Source organism: Gordonia malaquae, assembly GCF_037148075.1.
GTDB lineage: Bacteria > Actinomycetota > Actinomycetes > Mycobacteriales > Mycobacteriaceae > Gordonia > Gordonia malaquae.
The window spans coordinates 120,823-141,357 of record NZ_JBBCUB010000002.1 but is presented as its reverse complement, the minus strand read 5'-3'; the positions used below and the strand labels follow the sequence as shown (position 1 = coordinate 141,357).

The window sequence follows — 20,535 nt, the reverse complement described above, 5'->3', positions numbered from 1 at the left end:
CCCACCGCCCAGCGCGACTACTCGGCGAAAGCGTCGAGAGGCGGGCAGCTGCAGACGAGGTTGCGGTCGCCGAATGCGCCGTCGATGCGGCGGACGGACGGCCACACCTTCGGACGTGCACCCGACGACGGGAGTCCGTTCGGGTACACGGCCGTCATCCGGTCGTAGCCGTGGTTCCACTCGTTGACCAGGCTTTCGGCGGTGTGCGGTGCGCCCGCGAGCGGATTGTCGTCCACCGCCCACGTGCCGTCGGCCACCTTGTCGATCTCACCGCGGATCTTGATCATCGCGTCGATGAACGCGTCGATCTCGGCGAGGTTCTCACTCTCGGTCGGCTCGACCATCAGTGTGCCCGCGACGGGGAAACTCATCGTCGGAGCATGGAATCCGTAGTCGGCGAGGCGCTTGGCGACGTCGTCGACGCTCACGCCGGACTCCTTCGAGATGTCGCGGAGATCGAGAATGCACTCGTGCGCCACCCAACCGTTCTCGCCGGTGTAGAGGATCGGGTAGTAGTCGCTGAGTCGACGCGCGATGTAATTCGCCGACGCGATGGCTGTCAACGACGCCGCACGCAGCCCTTCGGCGCCCATCATGGCGATGTACGCGTAGGTGATCGGCAGGATCGACGCCGAGCCGTACGGGGCCGCAGAGATCGTCACGCCGGTCTCGGGGAGCTCCGACGCCAGCGGGTGTCCGGGAAGGAACGGCGCGAGATGCTCACGGACCGCAACCGGTCCGACGCCCGGTCCGCCACCACCGTGCGGGATGCAGAACGTCTTGTGGAGGTTCAGGTGCGAGACGTCGCCGCCGAACTGACCGGGGCGGGCGAGACCGACCATCGCGTTGAGGTTCGCACCGTCGACGTACACCTGACCGCCTGCTTCGTGGACCGCGTTGCAGATGTCGGTCACCTCGTGCTCGAAAACGCCGTGCGTCGAGGGGTAGGTGATCATGATCGCGGCGAGTTCGTCGCGGTGCTTCTCGATCTTGGCGCGCAGGTCGTCGATGTCGACGTCGCCGGTGTCGCGGCTGGCGACCACAACAACACGCATGCCTGCCATGACGGCGGAGGCCGCGTTGGTGCCGTGGGCGCTCGACGGGATAAGGCACACGTCGCGGGCGTCGTCGCCACGCGAACGATGGTAGTTGCGGATGGCGAGGAGACCTGCGTACTCACCCTGCGATCCCGCGTTCGGCTGCAGGCTGACGCGGTCGTACCCGGTCACCGCGACGAGCCAGTCCTCGAGGGTCGTGATGAGCTCACGGATGCCTTCGGAGTCGCCGAGCGGGGCGAACGGATGCAGTCCACCGATCTCCGGCCACGTGACGGGTTCCATCTCGGTGGCGGCGTTGAGCTTCATGGTGCACGAGCCGAGGGGGATCATGCTGCGGTCGAGCGCGATGTCCTTGTCCGACAGCTCGCGCAGGTACCGGAGCATGGCGGTCTCGGTGCGGTAGGCGTGGAACGCGATGTGCTCGAGATATCCGCTGGTCCGGGTCTCGATCGCGTCGGCGAACGTCGCCGGGGCCGATGCTGTGGCGCCGAATGCGTCGAGCACGGCCGTGATGTCGGCGGCGGTCGTCGTCTCGTCGCAGGCGATGCCGACTCGATCCGCGTCGACCAGTCTCAGGTTGATCCCACGAGCCTTGGCGGCCGTGACGATGTCCGCGGCGCGCCCTTCGACGAGCACCTGGACGGTGTCGAAGAACGATGCGTGCTCAACGGTGTGGCCCGCTCCGGTCAGCCGGTCGGCCAGGTCGGCGGCATGTCCGTGGACGCGCTGAGCGATGGACTTGAGGCCGTCAGGTCCGTGGTACGACGCGTACATCGCCGCCATGATCGCCAGGAGCACCTGCGCGGTGCAGATGTTGCTGGTGGCCTTCTCGCGGCGGATGTGCTGTTCGCGGGTCTGCAGTGCGAGGCGGTAGGCGATGTTTCCGTCGGCGTCCTTCGACACGCCGACGAGGCGACCGGGGAGCTGACGGGTGACCTTGGTCGGCACGGCGAGGTATCCGGCGTGCGGACCGCCGAAGCCCATCGGGACGCCGAAACGCTGAGTGGTGCCGAAGCACGCGTCGGCGCCGAGTTCGCCCGGCGCGGTGATGAGTGTGGCGGCGAGGAGGTCGACTCCAGCGGCCACGAGGGCGCCGCGCTCGTGGGCTGCGGCGATCACCGGGCCGGCGTCGACGATCCGACCCGATGCACCCGGAGTCTGGAAGATGACACCGAAGAAGTCGCCGTCGGGCAGGCCCGCGTCGGTCGCCGTCGGGTCGAGCCGAGCCTCGATCACCTCGATGCCGAGCGGCTCGGCACGGGTCTCGATCACCGCGCGCGTCTGCGGGAACAGGTCCGCGTCGACCACCAGTCGCGGTGATTTCGACTTGCCTGCACGACGCAGCAAAGTCATCGCTTCGGCCGCCGCGGTCCCTTCGTCGAGCATCGAGGCGTTGGCGACCTCCATGCCTGTCAGGTCCGCGACCATCGTCTGGAAGTTGAGGAGCGCTTCGAGTCGACCCTGGCTGATCTCCGGCTGGTACGGCGTGTACGCCGTGTACCAGGCCGGGTTCTCCAAGATGTTGCGCTTGATGACCGCGGGTGTGTGCGTGTCGTAGTAGCCGAGGCCGATCATCGAGCGTGCGACGACGTTCCGGCTCGCCAGTTCACGCATCGCCGCTGTCGCGGCCGCCTCGCTCAGCGGAGCCGGCAGTGCATCGAGCCCGGTGGGAACACCGTTCTCATCGACACCGTCGGCGATCGTCGCGGGCACGACGTCGGCGGCCAGTTCGTCGAGCGACGAGACGCCGAGGACGTCGAGGATCGTCGCGAGCTCGGCCGAATCGGGTCCGAGGTGGCGCTGGGAGAACGGCGAAGCGGGAGCCGAGTTCGGCAGGGACGTGTCCGACACGAGGGGACCTATCTTCTTCGGTCCGAACAGCACGCTCGGACACCGGTCCTCTCCCTCTGTCGTGTCGCGAGCGACGCCTGAGAGATTCGGCTGCGGGTGACCGCGGCCTTTCACCGTGGGCGGACGAGCGGACCCGTCACTTTCCAGAGACGCCGGCAGTTGCCACGGTCCCGGGTGCCTGAGAGTTTGACGGAGAGGTGTTGCTCCTTCGGCGGCCGTCCGAGGTGATCGGACGACGCTCTCCCGCGGCGTAGCGGCGCACGCACAGGATACCAAGGTGCGCGGACAGATCCGCGATCGTGCACGGCGGGACTGGTCACATTCGCTGTTCGTTCGTTCGCATTCTATCGGCGGAAGACGGGCGCACCTACTCTGAACCGAATGTCGACCGGACCCCTGCCACCACCGCCACCGAGACCCCGTCCGCAGTACGGTCCGCCGCAGGCGGCTCCACCGCCCGCCTATGCGCCGCCGACCTGGCAGACCGCTCCCCCTCGCCCGATGTACAACCCGCACCCGCGGCAGACCGGCGCAGCCGAACACGCCGCTCTCGTCCGCCCTTGGCAGGTGACGTTCTACGGGTGGCTGATCGTCATCGGCTCCATCGTGAGCCTGGTCGCGATACTGCCGTTGATGTTCGTGAACGACGCCACCCTGATCTCATGGTGGGTCGAACTCGACAACCAGGCGGACATCACCGTCCAGAACCTCGACACCGCGCGAGCGATCATCATCGGCGCCGACATCGTGATGGTGATCATCGTGGGCATCAACCTGCCGCTGGGAATCGCCATGCTGCGCGGCTCGCGCGGCGCGTACCTCTACTTCTGCGTGATGCTGTGGCTCAACATCGCGGCTGTCGTCTTCGCGATCGTCGTCGCTGTCGCCGTTCTCGTAGGCGGCGTCATGCTCTTCGGCGTCTCCACCACCTGAAAGGGGCAACCATGGATGCCACTGTCGCCATCGTCGTCCTCGTGATCGCGCTCGCCACGCCGATCGTGCTGTTCGGCTTCTACTGCTATCTGCTGATGAACCGGCGGACGCGGGCCTATTTCAGCCCGCAGAGCGTCGAGATCCGACGGCGGGCCCGCGCCGAGGGCCGGATTCGGTAGCAGAAAGCCAGAAAAATCACGCGAGGTCCTGGTTCAACCAAGACCGCCGCGTGACTTTTGTGGCGCTGCGCTGCTAGCCGGTCTTCGCGGTCCGGTTCTTGCGGCGTGCGGCGAGTTCATCCTCCGGAGACTCCTCGCTGAAGCCGCCGTCGGCCCGCTCCGCCGGGAAGTCGGAGATCGTGCCGGTCAACTCGCGCATCGCACCGGACACTGCGATGCCGAACACGCCCTGTCCGCCCTGGAGGAGGTCGACGACTTCTTCGGCCGACGTGCACTCGTAGACGGTGGTGCCGTCGGAGAACAGGGTGATCCGAGCCAGATCCTCGACGCCACGCTGGCGGAGGTGATCAACGGCCACACGGATGTTCTGCAGCGAGATGCCCGTGTCGAGAAGACGCTTCACGATCTTCAGGACCAGGATGTCCTTGAAGGAGTAGAGACGTTGGGTGCCCGAGCCGCCCGCACCGCGGATGGACGGGACGACGAGTTGCGTGCGAGCCCAGTAGTCGAGCTGGCGGTAGGTGATGCCGGCGATCTGGCACGCCGTCGGAACACGGTAACCGACGAGTTCGTCGGGAACGACGTCGTTGGGGAACAGACCCGGCGCGATGTCGTCGAGACCACCCTGGACGGGCTCGGTGACGGCATCGGGCCGACTATCGGACGGCATATCGCCCACGGTGACACTCCCTCGTGAACAGGACTGCGAACGCGAGCCCCTCTGGCAAGGGTACTCCCGCACGCAGTCTGCGTGAATCCCGAAGCGAACTGCTTCGGTGCTGGGAATGAAACTAGGGCGCTTCGCGACCGCAATCAACGCAACACACCGTAAACCTCAACTTTAGGTTCAGCTGTGACGATTCCGTTACCAATGAGGCTGATGTTACTCGTGTGACTAGAGAGGCGACTGCATCGGCTCGCGGGCACGCCTAGGAGTCGGATTCGGGTCCGAGGAAGTCCTCCGGCGACACCTGATCGAGGAACTCGCGGAACGCCTCGACAGCTTCGTCACTCGAGTCCGACTCCTCCGCGGCAGCGGCCGAATCGTCCTCATCGGGGATCAACAGTCCTGCGTCGTCGAGGACGTCGTCAGACGCGACGATCGGCGCCTGAACCCGCATGGCCACCGCGATCGCGTCCGACGGTCGCGCCTGGACCACGACGTCGCCGTCGAAGACCATCTCCGCATAGAACGTGCCTTCTTGCATGTCGACGATCCGGACCTGGACCAGCTCGCGGCCGAACGACTCCACGAGCGAGACGATCAGGTCGTGCGTGAGTGGACGGGGCGGTTCCACGCCGCGTTGCTCCAGTGCGATCGACGCGGCTTCACTCTGCCCGATCCAGATCGGCAGGTACCGCGGACCGGTCACCTCACGAAGCAGGAGAACCGGCTGATTCTGCGGGGGCTCCACTCGGATCCCCACGATGCGCATCTCGCCCATGTCTCGGGCCTCCTCACAGTGACGTGACGTGTCAGTCGAGCGCGGTGCGGACCGCGGCCTTGACGAGTTGAGTGTGGAGCGTGACGGACAGCGCCGCCATTTCTCGCACGAGCTCTTCGGCACGGTCGCGGGCACCGGTCCCCTTGCCCTTGGCAATGGGCCCGGCGATCTGCGCGACAAGTCCGGCCTCGCGGTCGGCACTCACCTTGAACGCGCGAAGGTGGCGTGTCTCCACGCCGAAGTTCGCGAGCGCCGCGGCGGCCTCCACCAGACGCACCGCGTCCTCGTCGAAGAATCCGCCGGGGCCCGACGACAGCAGACCGTTGCGCATCAGCTCGGCGATGAACGCCGAGTCGACACCGGTCCGCTCGATGAGCGATTCACGGTCCACGCGCCCACCGCGCGACGCGAAGTCGGTGGCGGGTGCGACGGCCGTGCGGGCCGAGGTCAGCAGGCGAGCACCGCCTGCCGCCTCGGACGTCTGGCCGTCGATGGCGTCGAGCTGCTCGCGGATCACCTTGAGCGGCAGGTAGCGGTCGCGCTGTGCGGTCAGGACGAACCGCAGCCGTTCGCAGTCCGCATCGCTGAAGCGACGGTAGCCCGACGGGGCGCGCTCCGGGGTGACGAGCCCCTCCGCTTCGAGGAAGCGGATCTTCGAGATCGTGACGTCCGGGAAATCCTCACTGAGGATAGCCAGGACCGACCCGATCGACATCGTCCGTTCGCCGCCGGCGTCCGAACGTGCGGCGGAAGCGCTCACGCTTCCCCTGCGCGGGGTCCCGCGAGGAACACCAGACGGAACTTGCCGATCTGGACCTCGTCGCCGTTGGCCAGGGTCGCGGTGTCGACCGGCTCGCGATTGACGTACGTGCCGTTCAGGCTGCCCACGTCGACCACCTGGAAGTCGTCGCCGTCACGACGGAACTCCGCGTGGCGACGGCTGACCGTGACGTCGTCCAGGAAGATGTCACTGTCGGGATGACGGCCCGACGACGTCGCCGCCTGGTCGAGCAGGAAACGCGAGCCCGCGTTGGGGCCACGCTTGACCACCAGCAGCGCGGTGCCGGGCGAGAGACGCTCCACACCGGTGTCGGCGGGCTCGCCCGTCGTCGCGGGAGCATCGATCTCCTTGATGAACTCCTCGCGGAAGACCGAAGTCGTCTCCACAGGCGCCTCAAAACCGTTGTCGTTACCGGTCACCACATCTCCTTAACCACTGCGATCGCGTCGTCCGGGGTTCCCGGACTGTGCCACCGCTCGCCTATTCGTGTGCAACAGATCGCGTTTCGACGTTGAAACGGCTGCTAGCCGGAAGATCCGGATGGTCACATCCGAACCTACCGTTTTTGTCCACTCACCACCCGGGGTCGGGCGGGAACGAACGAACACTGGCAATCATATCCGTCCCCACCGGGTCGGTGAGGGTTCGTCGACGCTGACGTGACGGATCGTTAGCCAATCGTTCAGATTGGGCCGCTCAGCCGCCGATGACTGCGGCGTAACCGGCAGCGTCGAGCAGATCGTCGAGCAGCGCATCGAGGTCGACGTCGTCGCCGACGGTGATCTCGACCAGCCAGCCGTCGTCGTAGGGCGACGAGTTGACGAGTTCCGGGGCGCCGTCGAGTGCGTCGTTGGCCGCCGAGACGGTTCCGTCGATGGGTCCGTAGATGTCGGAGACGCTCTTGGTCGACTCGACCTCGGCGAACGACTCGCCGGTCTCGACCGCGCTGTCGGCGTCGGGGAGCTGAACGAACACGACGTCGCCCAGCGCATCCTGCGCGAAGTCGGTGATGCCGACGCGGACGGTCTTGTCGCCCACCTTCGAGATCCACTCGTGCTCGGCGGTGTACTTGAGATTCTCGGGGATCTTCGTGTCGCTCACGACAACTGCCTCTCTGGTTCGGACGGACTACGCCAGGAGCACTCCCCCGACGTGACGGAACAGAACTCTATCGTCTGCGGTGCCGCCGTCATGGCGGAGGGCGCAGATTCAGGCCCGAACCGACGGCATCCTGCGGATGACGTCGATCGTCTGAATCCAGTACAGGACGAGCGTCCACACGTACAGACCGACGCCCCACAGCAGGAAAGCCCACCCGAACGGATAGGTGATCGTCCCGACAAGACCGTCGATCTGGCCGGCCAACAGCCAGGGGAACGAACTCATCAGAGCGAATGTGGCGGCCTTCCCGACGTACAGGGTCGGAAGGGCACGCACGCCACGAGAGGCCAGCAACGGCGCCGTCGCGAACAGCAGGACGTCTCGGCCGACGATCACCGCGATCAGCCACCACGGAACGAACTCGCGGAGACCGAAGCAGATCGGGATGACGATGACGTACAGGCGGTCGGCCGCCGGATCGAGAAGAGCACCCAGCTTCGACGACTGCCCCAGCCACCGCGCGAGTTTGCCGTCGAGCCAGTCGGTGAGACCGGACACGAACAGCACCACGAACGCCCAGCCTGCCGACTCCTCCACCATGAGGAGCCAGATGAACACCGGGATCAATGCCAAGCGCAGCACACTCAGCGCATTCGGCACCGTCCAGATCGCGTCGCTCTTCTCCGGCGCGACCCGCGGCGACGGCTCCTCGGTCACCGGAAGATGCCCACGATCCCCTGGACGGCCTGGGCGCCGGCGGATGCGAAGTGGTTCTCGTGGACCAGGTAGGTCCAGGTCATCGTCGAACGGTGCATGTCGGCGTCGTCGAAGTCGATGCCGTCTTCGGTGATCGTCGCGGTCGTGAACGTCTCGCGTGCCGCCTCCATCGCCTCGTCGACGAGTTTGGTGAACTCGGCGAAGATCAACTTGTGGAACTCCTCGAGCGGACTCTGCTGGCCGAGCGCGCGGAGGTGGATGCTGGCCTGCACGTCCGCGACATACGCCAGATGGTCGGCCCACGCGCGGTCGAGGTGGAACAGCACGATCTGTCGGGCCACGTCTTCGAGGACGTCGTCGCCGATCGTCTCCGACAGTTCCTCGTAGCGCTCGGTCTCGAGGTCCTTCAGGTCGGTGAGCGCCTGGTCGGTCTTGAGAATCGACATGCGTCGACGCACGATCGAATTGCGCTGCTCGTTGACCTGAGCATTGAAGTTCCACGTGTTGGCGTGCAACTGCAGCATCGCGCCTTCGGCGATCCGCTGGGCCTGCTGGACGATCTCCACACCGCGAGGTCCCATCGAACCGTCGCTGTCGATCGGCTGCGACTCCCGCAGGTGTGTGTGGTTCTTGGCGACGAGAGGGTCCTCGAGGCTGGAGAAGAACACCGACCGGCCCGGGTCGCCCTGGCGACCGGCACGGCCGCGGAGCTGATTGTCCAGGCGTTCGGTGTCGTATCGCCCGGTTCCGACCACACACAGGCCGCCGAGCTCAACGACCTCGTCGCGTGCCTCGTCGTCGCCGTCCGATCCGCCGAGTCGGATGTCGGTGCCGCGGCCCGCCATCTGCGTCGAGACGGTGACAGCGCTCTTGCGGCCGGCCTCGGCGATGATCGCAGCCTCCTCCGGGTCGTTCTTCGCGTTCAGCACCACCGATGTGACACCGGCACGCTCCAGGAAGTACGCGAGCTCTTCGGACTGCGCGACGTCGTGCGTGCCGATCAGGACCGGCTGTCCGGTCTCATGGACGGTCTGCACGTACTCGACGACGGCCTCCATCTTGTTGGCCTTGTTGTCGTAGACCCGGTCCGGTTCGTCTTCACGGACGTTGGGCATGTTCGACGGGATCTGCGACACGCCCAGGTTGTAGAACTGGCGGAGCTGCTCGCCTGCGGCGATCGCCGTTCCGGTCATGCCCGCAACCCGCGGGTAGCGGCTCATCAACGCCTGGACGGTGATCGTGTCGATGACCTCGCCTGCCGCGGTGGGCTTGAGCCCCTCCTTGTACTCGACGGCCGCCTGAACACCGTCGGGCCAACGCTGGAGACGGGCCACACGGCCGCGCGACGCGTTGATCAAGTGGACGCCGCCGTCCCGCACGATGTAGTGGACGTCGCGTTCGAGCAGGTAGTAGGCGTAGAGCGCGACGTTAACGTGCACGAGAGTGGTGCCGACGTGGTCGTCGCCGTAGATGTCGATGCCGCCGAGAGTGTCCTCGACGAACCTGGCGCCTTCCTCGGTCAGCGAGACGTTGCGGCCGTCGGTGTCGACGTCGTAATGCTTGCTCTTGAGGTGCGAGACGACTTCGTGGATCGCGCTGTTGGGCGTCTCTGCCTCTGTCGAGCCGGCCAGGATCAGGGGAACGAGGGCTTCGTCGACGAGCACCGAATCGGCTTCGTCGACGAGGACGACTTCGGGGACCGGCGCGACGAGTTCGTCCTCGTGCAGTGCCAGCTGATCGCGGAGGACGTCGAAGCCGATCTCGTTGACCGACGCGTATGTGACGTCGCATTCGTAGGCGACCCGTCGCTCCTCGCGGGTCGAATGCTCGGAGATCGCGCCGACGGTCACGCCGAAGAGATCGTAGAGAGGGCGCATCCATTCGGCGTCGCGGCCGGCGAGGTAGTCGTTCACCGAGACGACGTGAACGTGTTTGCCTTCGAGGGCGTAACCGATCGCGGCGATCGCTCCGGCGAGCGTCTTGCCCTCACCGGTCGCCATCTCGACGACGTCGCCGTCGAGCATCCGCAGGGCGCCCTGCAGCTGGACGTCGAACGGCGTCATCGACACCGCACGGGAACCCGCCTCCCGGATCAGTGCGAGGAACTTGACCCGGCCGTCGACGGTCTCGATCTCGAGCTCTGCCGCCTCACCTGCGAATTCATCGTCCTTGAGCTCCTGAGCCCACGACTCGTGCTCGTGCGACTTCTCGATCAACGAGATGGACTGCGACTGGTTGCGCGACGCCTGAGCGCCGAGCAGGCGCCACATGGCGTTCGAGAACTTACCCACTAGCTACCTGTTCCTCACGTGATGGTGGTGTCCGATCGTGATCTACCGTACGCGGCGCGGCGCACGATCGGCCGCTGCGGCTGCACTACCGTTGCCCTCATGGAACACCGACACGACCGCGGCCCCATCCGCTGGACCCGGCTCATCCCTCTGATCGCAGCCGTCGGCGCGGCGGCGCTCGGGATCACTTCGTGCGGTTCGGACACCTCGTCCTCCGCGTCCTCCACCCCGGACCCTGCGGCACTCGACGGCAAGACCTACGTGTCGGACGACGCCACGAACCAGGTGGTGCCGGGTAACGGACCACTCACCGTGTCGTTCGGCGCCAAGGGACAGATCAGCGTGAACGGTGGATGCAACGGCCACGGCGGAACAGCCGCGTTCGACGGCGGCACGATCACCGTCAGCGGCCTCGTCGGCACGATGATGGCCTGCCCGCCACCACGTGACAAGGTCGACGGCTGGATCAACACTCTGTTCGAGTCCCCGGTCACGTGGCGGCTGGACGGTCGAACCCTGACGTTGAAGGGCGACGATGTCACCCTCACCCTCAACGAACGCGTGACGCGTGCCGTCGCGGGGACCACGTGGACGGTCAAGGCGTTGGTCCGGAACGAAGCCGTCGAGAGCTCGGCGGTCATCGAGAGGGTCAAGCCGACCGTGCGGATCGGCGCCGACGGATCGTTCACCGGTTTCGCGGGCTGCAACCAGATGCACGGCGACGCGACGGTCGTCGGCTCCGGGAGCGAGCAGAAGGTCACCTTCGGCCCGATCGCGACGACCCGCAAGATGTGCCCACCGGAGGTGATGGACGTCGAGCAGGCGGTGACCGCGGTACTCGACGGCGAGGTCGCAGCGGTGGTGGACGGTGACGAACTGCGACTGACGAACGTCAAGAACCCGACGATCGGACTTCGACTCACCGCGGCACCGGCGACTGCGGGCAACTGAGCGCGGCCGACCTCTAAGATCGTCCGCATGGCGAAGAATCCGGCACCTGCCGCGGAAACCAAACTCCCCAAGGACGTGTACGAAGCCGAACTGTTCCGGCTGCAGACAGAGCTCGTCGCGCTGCAGGAGTGGGTGCGAGCGACCGGTGCGCGTGTCGTCGTGATATTCGAAGGCCGAGACGCCGCAGGCAAGGGCGGCGCAATCAAGCGCATCACCGAGTACCTCAGCCCTCGCATCTGCCGCGTCGAGGCACTGCCCGCCCCGACCGACCGCGAGCGTGGTCAGTGGTACTACCAGCGATATGTCGAGAAGCTCCCCACCAAAGGTGAGATCGTCCTGCTCGACCGCTCCTGGTACAACCGGGCAGGTGTCGAGAAGGTCATGGGCTTCTGCACACCGGAGGAGCACACCCGTTTCCTGCGACAGACGCCGATCTTCGAGCAGATGCTGATCGACGACGGAATCCTGCTGCGGAAGTACTGGTTCTCGGTGTCCGACGACGAGCAGTTGCGTCGATTCCGCGCACGCCGTGACGACCCGGTCCGCCAGTGGAAACTCAGCCCGATGGACCTCGAGTCGGTGTACCGGTGGGAGGACTACTCTCGCGCCAAAGACGAGATGATGGTCCACACCGACACGTTGACCAGCCCCTGGTTCGTCGTCGAGTCGGACCACAAGAAGAACGCGCGAATCAACATGATCTCGCACTTGCTGTCGACGATTCCGTTCACGCACATCGAGACCGAACGCGTGAAGCTGCCGAAGAAGCCGATCGCCACCGGCAACTATCACCGTCCGCCGCGCTCGCTCTCGAAGTTCGTTCCCGATCACGTCGCGACGCTTCTCGGCGACCGCGAGAACTGACACGATGGCGCTTCCCTCCGTCACCGAGGTCGCCCAGCGAACCCGGTCGGTGCGCTCCAAGGTGCGCTCACGTGTCGATTCGGCAGACCTGATCTACCTGGTCACCACGGCAGGCTTCCCGAATTTCGGCGACGAGTTGATCACCGAGGCCTGGCTGCGGCACATCGCCATCCGGAGGCCGATGGCGCGGGTCGTCGTCGACTCACCTCGTCCCGGTCAAGCATCGCTGCTGCTCCGACACGCCAATCGACGCGCGGTGTTCGTCGACACACTGTGGGAGCTGGTTCATCACGCGGTGTCCCCGGACGCCCACGACGTCGATCCCGACGCGCCGTGGGAGTGGGTCGCCGACACTGCGAGCAGGCTCGGCGCGTCACCCCGCAACGACGCCGGGATCGACATGCTGCTCCGGGCGGGAACGATCCATCTGGTGGGCGGCGGATTCGTCAACGCCGTGTGGCCGCATCACGGAGCCCTCCTGTCCGCGATGGCCGCCGTCGCTGAGAAGACCGGGGCGCGGACCGTTGCGACGGGCGCCGGTTTCACTCCGGCGATCGATGGAGCTACGGGTGCCGCGATGCTCGCCGCCGCCTCCCGCTTCGACGTCCTCGACGTCCGTGACGCACCGACCGAGACGCTGCTCGCCGGCGCCCCCGGCCTGTCGCGGACGGGAGACGACGCCTGGCTCTCCCCCATACTCACTCGTCCTCGCACACCGGCCGGCACCGGCGTCGTGCTGTGCGCTCAGAGCGATCTCACGGACACGTTCTCCTGGGACGGGCGGACGGGAACCGATGCCCTCGCGTCGTTCATCCGGGCCACCCTGGACGCCTGGGACGTGCCCGGCCGCGATGTGACGGTCGTCGAGTGCATCCCGGGCCACGACTACACCATCCCGACGATGCTCGCCGATCGTCTCGAGGGCGCGGCGGTGATCCCGTTCCGAAACCTGTGGCGCGACGGGCTGCCCGTCAACCGCGGCACCTGGCTGTCGACGAGGTACCACCCGCACATGATCGCCGCCGCGGCGGGCGATTCGGGGGTCGCGATCTCGGCGAGCACGGACTATTACGCCACCAAGCATCAGGCTTTGGTCGATGCCGGGTCGGCATGGACCGTGGTGTCCGGTGGCGTCGACCTGCAGACTCCGGCGCGCCCCACCGCAGGCGGGTACACGCCGGAGGCGGTGCAGGAGAACGTCAGGCGGAAGAAGTCGCTCGCCGACAGCCTCTATCCGATCGGTGTCCGTATCAGGTAGAGTCGGCGCTTCTATGTGGATCGGTACTCTTGAATTCGATTTCCTTCTCGGTGACGTGCACTCCCTCAAGGAGAAGCGTTCGGTCGTCCGGCCGATCATCGCCGAGATCCGCCGCAAATACTCCGTCTCGGTCGCCGAGACGGATCATCTCGACCTTCACCGCCGAGCCGGTGTCGGAGTCGCTGTCGTCAACTCCGACATCGCACACCTGACCGATGTTCTCGACACCCTCGAACGTCACGGCGCGTCCCGACCAGACGTGACGCTCTTGTCCGTCCGTCGACGCGTCGTCGACACCGACGAACTGTAGACCTCACACGTGGGCCGGGTCGCCGGTCTCCTCCGCGGCGTCGCCGGTCGTCGACGCGTATTCGGCTGACACGCTCCGATACACGGGTGTCGCGAAGGCGATCGCCGCGGCGAGGACCGTGACCGCGCCTGCGATCAGGAAGACCAGGGCGATGCCTCGCCCCGGTCCGGTGCCGAGCAACGGCGCGAGGGCGGCGGCGCCGTCGCCGTCGGCCCACGGGATCACGACGGCTTCGGCGATCGGTGCGATCAGGAACGCCGTCACCGGGGCGGCCGCGGCCTCGAAGGCCCCTGCGAACCCGAACACGCGTCCCTGCTGCTGCAGCGGGACCACCCGCTGGATCACCGTCTGTTCGGCCGCCTCGACTGCGGGCATCGTCGCCATGAAGAACCAGGCGGCGATGATGCAGAGAACTGGAGACGCCCGGAACGAGATGGCCGCGCCGATCACTCCGGTGATCATGACTGCGATCAGCATCGTCCGCATCGGGTTGGCGCCAAGGCCGAAGCGTCCGATGAGTGCGCCGCCGACCATGAACCCGGTGGCGCTGATCGCGAAGACCACACCCCACATCTGCACGGAGAAGAGTTCGAGTCCGTACGGATCGAACAACGCCATGTGGACGCCGCCCACGAAGTTGTTGAACGTCGAGAAGATGATCAACGCGAAAAGGCCCGGGACAGCGTGCACCGCGCGCAGAGAGCCGCGAAGATCGTACGCACCGGCAGCGTCGGAGGCGACGACGTGCTCCTCCTCCGGCATCGTCAGGAACAGCAGATGAACATACCCGACCGCGACGAACACGATCGAGATGACGACCGTCGGTCCCATGCCGAGGAAACCGACTGCCAGACCCGAGAACACACTGGTCACCATGAACGAGAGGCCCTGAACGGTCCCGACCCAGCCGTTCGCCTTGTCGCGGCGGTCGGCGTCGACGAGGATGGTGACTGTCGTCGACAACGCCACCGATCTCATGTTCTCGATCACCGCGCCGACCAGCACGAGAATCGCAAAGACCCACAGCCACGGCGAGGTGAGTGACACATCCGTCGAGTCGGGCATCGCCACGTACGCGAGCCCGGCGAGCAGAAACATCACCAACGTGAACAGCGCCGACACGCGCATCACGATCAGTTTTCGGAAGCGATCCACGATCGTGCCGAACCCGATGCTCGCCATCGCGATGATCAACATGTACCCGCCGCCGATCACACCGGTGGCGATCACGTTGCGGGTCTCGAGGTACATCCAGAACGTCAACGCGAACCACAGGAAGCTCGTGGTCACGTTGGCGATTGCCGTGTTCAGCAGAATGTTCGCAAATGTTCGATCGCGCTCTTTCACCGAGCGTACGACTGAGTTACCCATAGCTGCTCCAGGCTAGTAGCCGACGTATCCGCCGACCAACCGAATTTCGACAGCCCGGCCTCAGATCGTCAGCCGTGTTCGGCGACGCAGAACTCGTTGCCCTCCGGGTCGGCGAGCGTGGTCCAGGTGAAGCCGGGCATCGACCGCTCCCCGACGACAGTCGCGCCCGCCGACACGAGTCCGGCGACAGCAGCGGCCATGTCGTCGACCCCGAAGTCGAGGTGCAGACGATTTCCGCCTGCCGGGGCGTCCACCTTCTGGAACGCAAGGCCCGGGCGGCCCTCGCCGAGCGAGACGAAGACGAACCAGCCGTCGTTCTCGTCGACGATTCGACCGTCGAACGCGCTTGCCCACCACTGCGCGAGACCGAGTGCGTCCGTTGTGTTGAACGTGATGTTGAGGAGAGAGTTCTTCATGGTCCGGACACTACCGCCGGGGTCCGACAATCCGTCCCTCAGCGACCGAATCCCGCGTCCCGCAGTGCCTGTGCCATCGAACCGCTCGCATCACGCTGACCGCCGCCGCGCTGACCGCCGTTCCGCTGACCTCCGCCCTTCTGAGCGCCGCCGTTCCGCTGGCCACGATTCTGTCCGCCGCGACCGGCCCCGGGGTTGTTCTGCTCACCGCGTGGCCGGCCTCCGCGGCCGTCAGCTCGGGCTCCCTTGTCGCCCGGCTCGTCGTTGAGACGCAACGACAGCCCGATGCGCTGCCGATCGACGTCGACCTCCATGACCTTCACACGGACCACCTGGCCGGACCGGACCACATCGTGCGGATCGGAGACGAACTTGTCCGACATCGCCGACACGTGGACCAGGCCGTCCTGGTGAACGCCGACGTCGATGAATGCACCGAATGCGGCGACGTTGGTGACGACACCCTCCAGGACCATGCCGGGCCGCAGATCCGACACCTTCTCCACTCCGCTGGCGAACGTCGCGGTCTCGAAGGCCGGGCGCGGGTCACGACCGGGCTTCTCCAGTTCCGCGATGATGTCGGTGACGGTCGGGACGCCGAACCGCTCGTCGGCGAACGACTCCGGCTTGAGGGCGCGCAGCGTGCGGGTGTCGCCGATGATCTCGTCGAGCGGACGACCGGCCCCGTCGAGGATCTTGTGGACCACCGGGTACGACTCCGGGTGCACGCCGGACGCGTCGAGCGGATCGACGCCGCCGCGGATGCGAAGGAAGCCTGCGCACTGCTCGAACGCCTTCGGCCCGAGGCGCGGAACGTCGAGCAGCGACTTCCGGCTCGCGAATGCACCCACCTGATCACGATGGGCGACGATCGCGGTCGCCAGCCCCGGCGTGACACCCGACACCCGCGCGAGGAGCGGCGCCGAGGCGGTGTTCAGGTCGACTCCGACAGCGTTCACCGCGTCTTCGACGACAGCGTCCAGGCTCCGAGCGAGCGTGGCCGGTGCGACATCGTGCTGGTACTGCCCGACGCCGATGGATTTGGGATCGATCTTCACCAGTTCGGCGAGCGGGTCCTGCAGGCGCCGAGCGATCGAGACAGCCCCTCGAATCGAGACATCCAGCTGTGGCAGCTCCTGCGACGCATACTCCGACGCCGAGTACACCGACGCGCCTGCCTCGCTGACCACGGCTTTCGCCGGCGCCTTGCCGCCGCCCGCGGTGATCTCGGCGATGAGTTCGGCGGCGAGGGCGTCGGTCTCGCGCGACGCGGTGCCGTTGCCGATGGCGATCAGTTCGACGTCGTGCCGGAGGACGAGCGCCGCGAGTTCGGCCTTCGCTCGGTCCCACTGCTTCTGCGGCTGGTGCGGAAACACCGCTGTGGTGTCCACGACCTTGCCGGTGGCGTCGACGACGGCGACCTTGACTCCGGTGCGGAAGCCCGGGTCGAGGCCGAGTGTTGCGCGGGTGCCCGCGGGCGCGGCGAGCAGCAGGTCCTTCAGATTGGTCGCGAAGACCGCAACGGCCTCCTCCTCTGCGCGCTGTCGCAGCCGCATGCGGGCTTCGATGGTCGCGGTGATCATCAGCTTGGTGCGCCACGCCCACCGCACGGTGCCCGCAAGCCAGGTGGTGGCTCCGCCGGGCGTCGAGAGGTCGACGCCGAGTGTCTGGGCGACGAGGGCCTGGTAGGCCTCGTCCTCGCCGCCGTCGAACGTCAACGACAGCGCCTCCTCCTTCTCACCGCGCAGCACGGCGAGCACTCGGTGCGACGGCATGTCGTCGAGTGATTCGGAGAAGTCGAAGTAGTCGCGGAACTTCTGCGCGGCGGGGGTCGCTTCTGCACCCGTGCGGACCTCGGTTCGCAGGCGGCCCTCCGACCAGAATCGTGTGCGGACCGCGCCGACGAGTTCGGCGTCCTCGGAGGCCCGCTCGATGAGGATGTGCCGCGCACCGTCGAGTGCTGCCGCGACATCGGCGACGTCGTCGGTGAGGTACGCCGCGGCCGCCTCATCCGGAATGAGCGAAGGATCGGCCAGCAGTGCGTCGGCGAGCGGTTCGAGCCCCGCCTCACGGGCGATCTGCGCCTTGGTCCGACGCTTCTGCTTGTAGGGCAGATAGATGTCCTCGACACGCGCCTTCGTGTCGGCGGCGAGCAGTTGTGCTCGAAGCACGTCGGTCATCTTGCCCTGCTCCTCGATCGAGGCGATGACGGCAGAGCGCCGTTCATCGAGTTCACGCAGGTAACGGAGACGTTCGTCGAGCAGTCGGAGCTGCGCGTCGTCCAGGCTCCCGGTCGCTTCCTTGCGGTAGCGGGCGATGAAGGGAACGGTCGAACCATCGTCCAACAACGCGACGGCGGCGGCCACGCGCCCCTCGGCTACGCCGAGTTCACGGGCGATTCGGGCGTTCACGGACTCGACGGGCACAGTGTTGCTCACCCGGAGCAGGCTACCGAAGGCGTCCTCGACCCGGCGAACCCGCAGGAACCGTTAACGTGGGCGGCATGTCGGAACTCCCCCTCGAGGGCATCACCGTGGTCTCGCTGGAGCAGGCGGTCGCCGCTCCCCTCGCGACGCGTCATCTCGCCGACCTGGGCGCCCGCGTGATCAAGATCGAACGTGTCGGCGAGGGCGACTTCGCACGCAACTACGACACGGCTGTCGACGGCCTGGCGAGTCATTTCGTGTGGCTCAATCGAGGCAAGGAGTCGATCGCCGTCGACCTCAAGTCGGACGAGGGTCTGGCGATCGCCCGGGAACTCGTCGCCCGCGCCGATGTCTTCGTTCAGAACTCGGCGCCGGGAGCGGCGGCGCGGCTCGGACTCGACCCCGCCGAGCTCGCGACTGCCGATCCCGCCCTGATCACCGCGAGCATCAGCGGATACGGCACATCAGGTCCGTACCGGGACCGGAAGGCGTACGACCTGCTCATCCAGGCCGAGACCGGACTGGTGTCGCTGACCGGCAGTCCTGCCGAGCCCGCGAAGACCGGGGTGCCCGCATCCGACATCGCGGCAGGTCTCTACCTCGCGCAGTCGATTCTCGCCGCCTTGTTCCGGCGATCCAGAACCGGCCGAGGCGGTGTCGTCGACGTCTCGATGTTCGACGCGACAGCCGAATGGATCGGGCACCCGATGTACATCCAGATGCACACCGGACGACAGACGCAGCGGCACGGACTGGGGCACGCGGCGATCGTCCCGTACGACTCATTCCCGACGGCGGACGGTCGACTCCTGATCGGGGTGCAGAACGATCGCGGATGGCAGACGTTGATGAACGGCGTGTTCGGCCGTCCCGACGTCGCTGACGATCCCCGCTTCGTCACCAACACCGACCGCGTGGCCCACCGAGTGGAGTGCGATTCCGCAGTGGCTGCCGAGACCATCCGCTTCGCGGGGGCCGACCTCGCGGCGCGGCTCGAGGCCGCGGGTGTTCCGTCAGCCGTCGTCAACGATGTCGCCGGGCTGGTGAATCATCCGCAGCTCGCCGAACGCGACCGCTGGCGCACGATCGGCACACCCGTCGGGCCGGTCCAAGCGCTGCTGCCTCCGATGGGCTTCGCCGACGTCGAACTCGCGATGGGCGACGTGCCCGCTCTCGGACAGCACACGCGCGCACTGCTCGACGAACTCGGCTATCCCGCCGCGCTGTCCGCGGAGTGGGTCTCCTCCGGCGTCGTCGGCGTCTGATCGGCTCTCGCCGCCGGGCCGAACCGCCGAACCAGAACGACGACGGCGACGATCATGCTCGCCTGGACCAACGCGCCGCCGATCAGGGGTGCACGGGGGCCGAGCCATTCAGCGAGGAGCCCGAGGAGTGGCGAACCGATCGGCGTACCGCCCATCAGGACCGTTATGTAGAGGGCCATCACCCGACCCCGGACCTGCGGTTCGACGCTGGTCTGCACGTACATGTTGGTGGACGTGAGCGTGATCAATGCGGACAAGCCGACGAGCGGCAGGCTGATCGCGTACAGGAGGTACGTGGGCGCAGCCCCCGACAGTCCGATGAGCAGCGCGAACACCAGCGACGAGATCACGACGAACTTCAGACTCGGCGCGGCCTTCCGACGGGCCGCGAGCAACGCGCCGAGCAGCGATCCGATGCCGAGGACGGAACCGAGCACACCATAGGTCTGGGCTCCAAGCCCGAACTCGTTGCGGACCATCAGGGCGTTGGTCATCTGAAAGTTCATGCCGAAGGTGCCGACCGCAAAACCGACCCCCAACGCGATCAGCAGGTCGGCACGTCGGGCGACGTATCTGAAGCCCTCCCGGACCTGGCCTTTCGCTCGTGGAATAGGTTCACTTCGGACAAGTTTCGATTCATCGAGGATCACAAGCGCCAGCAGGAACGCGATGTAACTGACACCGTTGGTGAGGATCGCCCACCCGCTGCCGAAGGCTGCGATGACGAGTCCGGCGATCCCCGGCCCGATGAGGCGCGCCGCGTTGAACGCGGAACTGTTGAGGCCGATCGCGTTGGTGAGCCGGTCCGCGCCGACCATCTCGGAGACGAACGCCTGCCGCGCCGGGACGTCGAGCGCGGAGCCGATGCCGAACACGAACGCCAACACGTACACGTGCACGGTGGTCGCGTCCCCGGCGATGGCGAGCGCCCCCAGGATCAGGGCGGAGACCGCCATCCACGACTGGGTGGCCATGAGCAGCCTGCGCTTGTCGAAGCGATCGGCGAGGAGACCTCCGACGGGCGACAGCAGCAGAGCCGGCAGGAACTGCAGCGCAGTCGTGATGCCGACAGCGACCGCCGAGCCGTTCGAGAGTTGAAGAACCAGCCAGTCCTGCGCGACGCGCTGGACCCACGTCCCGATGTTGGACACGAACGCTCCGGTGACGTATGTCCGGAAATTGGGTACGGAGAGGGAGGCGAACATCGTCGAACTCCCGCGTCTCACGCCTGCACTCTCCTCATGGTCCAAGCTCGTGCAACCTCGCCCGCGGGCGATCTATTCCCGCGGGCGGCGGGACAGTGGAGTCACTAGTGTGG

General features: G+C 66.6%; 19 protein-coding genes and 1 riboswitch. Of the genes, 7 read left to right on the top strand and 12 right to left on the bottom strand.

Annotated elements, in window-relative coordinates; translation table 11 throughout:
* Positions 1-17: 17 nt before the first annotated feature.
* Complete coding sequence (gene gcvP / locus WFK36_RS07665) at positions 18-2,909, bottom strand: aminomethyl-transferring glycine dehydrogenase (protein WP_336791199.1); 2,892 nt, start codon at positions 2,907-2,909, stop codon at positions 18-20.
* Positions 2,910-3,064: 155 nt separating this feature from the next.
* A riboswitch (glycine riboswitch) is annotated at positions 3,065-3,165 on the bottom strand.
* A gap of 125 nt (positions 3,166-3,290) precedes the next feature.
* On the opposite strand from gcvP, the gene WFK36_RS07660 reads away from it, so the two are divergent.
* Both WFK36_RS07660 and WFK36_RS07655 read left to right on the top strand, forming a co-directional pair.
* Complete coding sequence (locus tag WFK36_RS07660; protein WP_157435748.1) at positions 3,291-3,842, top strand: hypothetical protein; 552 nt, start codon at positions 3,291-3,293, stop codon at positions 3,840-3,842.
* Positions 3,843-3,853: 11 nt separating this feature from the next.
* A complete protein-coding gene (locus WFK36_RS07655) occupies positions 3,854-4,021 on the top strand; it encodes a hypothetical protein (protein ID WP_336791198.1) in 168 nt (55 codons plus the stop codon).
* Between the two features lie 73 nt (positions 4,022-4,094).
* Here WFK36_RS07655 and WFK36_RS07650 read toward each other — a convergent pair whose 3' ends face one another.
* From WFK36_RS07650 to secA2, 7 genes are all read right to left on the bottom strand, one after another.
* Positions 4,095-4,691, bottom strand: a complete 597-nt coding sequence (locus WFK36_RS07650; protein WP_052005283.1) for a MerR family transcriptional regulator — start codon at positions 4,689-4,691, stop codon at positions 4,095-4,097.
* A 259-nt stretch (positions 4,692-4,950) separates the two neighbouring features.
* The gene (locus tag WFK36_RS07645; protein WP_008376555.1) at positions 4,951-5,466 is read right to left on the bottom strand and encodes a bifunctional nuclease family protein; all 516 of its coding nucleotides are present in this window, start codon (positions 5,464-5,466) and stop codon (positions 4,951-4,953) included.
* A gap of 31 nt (positions 5,467-5,497) precedes the next feature.
* Positions 5,498-6,226 (bottom strand): transcriptional regulator FtsR, encoded by a 729-nt coding sequence (gene ftsR, locus WFK36_RS07640; RefSeq protein ID WP_008376557.1) that lies wholly within the window; start codon positions 6,224-6,226, stop codon positions 5,498-5,500.
* A complete protein-coding gene (gene garA / locus WFK36_RS07635; protein ID WP_008376559.1) occupies positions 6,223-6,669 on the bottom strand; it encodes a glycogen accumulation regulator GarA in 447 nt (148 codons plus the stop codon). The genes ftsR and garA overlap by 4 nt, the downstream gene beginning before the upstream one ends.
* Before the next feature lie 274 nt (positions 6,670-6,943).
* Positions 6,944-7,348: a glycine cleavage system protein GcvH gene (gcvH, locus tag WFK36_RS07630; RefSeq protein WP_008376561.1), complete on the bottom strand. Its 405-nt coding sequence runs from the start codon at positions 7,346-7,348 to the stop codon at positions 6,944-6,946.
* 108 nt (positions 7,349-7,456) lie between these two features.
* A complete protein-coding gene (locus WFK36_RS07625; protein WP_008376563.1) occupies positions 7,457-8,065 on the bottom strand; it encodes a CDP-alcohol phosphatidyltransferase family protein in 609 nt (202 codons plus the stop codon).
* Entirely contained in the window at positions 8,062-10,356 is a 2,295-nt protein-coding gene (gene secA2 / locus WFK36_RS07620; protein WP_336791197.1) for an accessory Sec system translocase SecA2, read from the bottom strand. Before secA2 ends, WFK36_RS07625 begins: the two co-directional genes overlap by 4 nt.
* 99 nt (positions 10,357-10,455) lie before the next feature.
* Here secA2 and WFK36_RS07615 point away from each other — a divergent pair, with 99 nt between their 5' ends.
* The 4 genes from WFK36_RS07615 to WFK36_RS07600 are packed head-to-tail and all read left to right on the top strand — an operon-like array spanning position 10,456 to position 13,739.
* Positions 10,456-11,307 (top strand): META domain-containing protein, encoded by an 852-nt coding sequence (locus tag WFK36_RS07615; RefSeq protein ID WP_336791196.1) that lies wholly within the window; start codon positions 10,456-10,458, stop codon positions 11,305-11,307.
* 27 nt (positions 11,308-11,334) lie between these two features.
* Positions 11,335-12,171, top strand: coding sequence for a polyphosphate kinase 2 (gene ppk2 / locus WFK36_RS07610; RefSeq protein WP_008376568.1), 837 nt, complete (start codon positions 11,335-11,337; stop codon positions 12,169-12,171).
* Between the two features lie 4 nt (positions 12,172-12,175).
* Positions 12,176-13,429, top strand: a complete 1,254-nt coding sequence (locus WFK36_RS07605) for a polysaccharide pyruvyl transferase family protein (RefSeq protein ID WP_336791195.1) — start codon at positions 12,176-12,178, stop codon at positions 13,427-13,429.
* A gap of 13 nt (positions 13,430-13,442) precedes the next feature.
* On the top strand, positions 13,443-13,739 hold the full coding sequence (locus WFK36_RS07600; RefSeq protein ID WP_008376572.1) for a DUF503 domain-containing protein: 297 nt from the start codon (positions 13,443-13,445) through the stop codon (positions 13,737-13,739).
* A 3-nt stretch (positions 13,740-13,742) separates the two neighbouring features.
* Here WFK36_RS07600 and WFK36_RS07595 read toward each other — a convergent pair whose 3' ends face one another.
* From WFK36_RS07595 to WFK36_RS07585, 3 genes are all read right to left on the bottom strand, one after another.
* Positions 13,743-15,110 (bottom strand): MFS transporter, encoded by a 1,368-nt coding sequence (locus WFK36_RS07595; protein ID WP_336791192.1) that lies wholly within the window; start codon positions 15,108-15,110, stop codon positions 13,743-13,745.
* Positions 15,111-15,178: 68 nt separating this feature from the next.
* Entirely contained in the window at positions 15,179-15,526 is a 348-nt protein-coding gene (locus WFK36_RS07590; RefSeq protein ID WP_008376576.1) for a VOC family protein, read from the bottom strand.
* 38 nt (positions 15,527-15,564) lie between these two features.
* Positions 15,565-17,964: a Tex family protein gene (locus WFK36_RS07585; RefSeq protein ID WP_336791190.1), complete on the bottom strand. Its 2,400-nt coding sequence runs from the start codon at positions 17,962-17,964 to the stop codon at positions 15,565-15,567.
* A 65-nt stretch (positions 17,965-18,029) separates the two neighbouring features.
* Here WFK36_RS07585 and WFK36_RS07580 point away from each other — a divergent pair, with 65 nt between their 5' ends.
* Positions 18,030-19,217, top strand: coding sequence for a CaiB/BaiF CoA transferase family protein (locus WFK36_RS07580; protein ID WP_336791188.1), 1,188 nt, complete (start codon positions 18,030-18,032; stop codon positions 19,215-19,217).
* Here WFK36_RS07580 and WFK36_RS07575 read toward each other — a convergent pair.
* Positions 19,163-20,422: an MFS transporter gene (locus WFK36_RS07575; RefSeq protein WP_336791906.1), complete on the bottom strand. Its 1,260-nt coding sequence runs from the start codon at positions 20,420-20,422 to the stop codon at positions 19,163-19,165. The two genes, WFK36_RS07580 and WFK36_RS07575, sit on opposite strands and share 55 nt — an antisense overlap.
* Between the last annotated feature and the right edge of the window lie 113 nt (positions 20,423-20,535).

Excerpts from the sequence above, each read along its gene's own strand:
- WFK36_RS07660 (WP_157435748.1), top strand. The coding sequence starts at position 3,291 with ATGTCGACCGGACCCCTGCCACCACCGCCACCGAGACCCCGTCCGCAG.
- WFK36_RS07595 (WP_336791192.1), bottom strand. The coding sequence starts at position 15,110 with ATGGGTAACTCAGTCGTACGCTCGGTGAAAGAGCGCGATCGAACATTT.
- WFK36_RS07650 (WP_052005283.1), bottom strand. The coding sequence starts at position 4,691 with ATGCCGTCCGATAGTCGGCCCGATGCCGTCACCGAGCCCGTCCAGGGT.
- WFK36_RS07655 (WP_336791198.1), top strand. The coding sequence starts at position 3,854 with ATGGATGCCACTGTCGCCATCGTCGTCCTCGTGATCGCGCTCGCCACG.
- WFK36_RS07590 (WP_008376576.1), bottom strand. The coding sequence starts at position 15,526 with ATGAAGAACTCTCTCCTCAACATCACGTTCAACACAACGGACGCACTC.
- WFK36_RS07575 (WP_336791906.1), bottom strand. The coding sequence starts at position 20,422 with ATGTTCGCCTCCCTCTCCGTACCCAATTTCCGGACATACGTCACCGGA.
- WFK36_RS07645 (WP_008376555.1), bottom strand. The coding sequence starts at position 5,466 with ATGGGCGAGATGCGCATCGTGGGGATCCGAGTGGAGCCCCCGCAGAAT.
- WFK36_RS07600 (WP_008376572.1), top strand. The coding sequence starts at position 13,443 with ATGTGGATCGGTACTCTTGAATTCGATTTCCTTCTCGGTGACGTGCAC.
- WFK36_RS07605 (WP_336791195.1), top strand. The coding sequence starts at position 12,176 with ATGGCGCTTCCCTCCGTCACCGAGGTCGCCCAGCGAACCCGGTCGGTG.
- WFK36_RS07615 (WP_336791196.1), top strand. The coding sequence starts at position 10,456 with ATGGAACACCGACACGACCGCGGCCCCATCCGCTGGACCCGGCTCATC.
- WFK36_RS07580 (WP_336791188.1), top strand. The coding sequence starts at position 18,030 with ATGTCGGAACTCCCCCTCGAGGGCATCACCGTGGTCTCGCTGGAGCAG.
- ppk2 (WP_008376568.1), top strand. The coding sequence starts at position 11,335 with ATGGCGAAGAATCCGGCACCTGCCGCGGAAACCAAACTCCCCAAGGAC.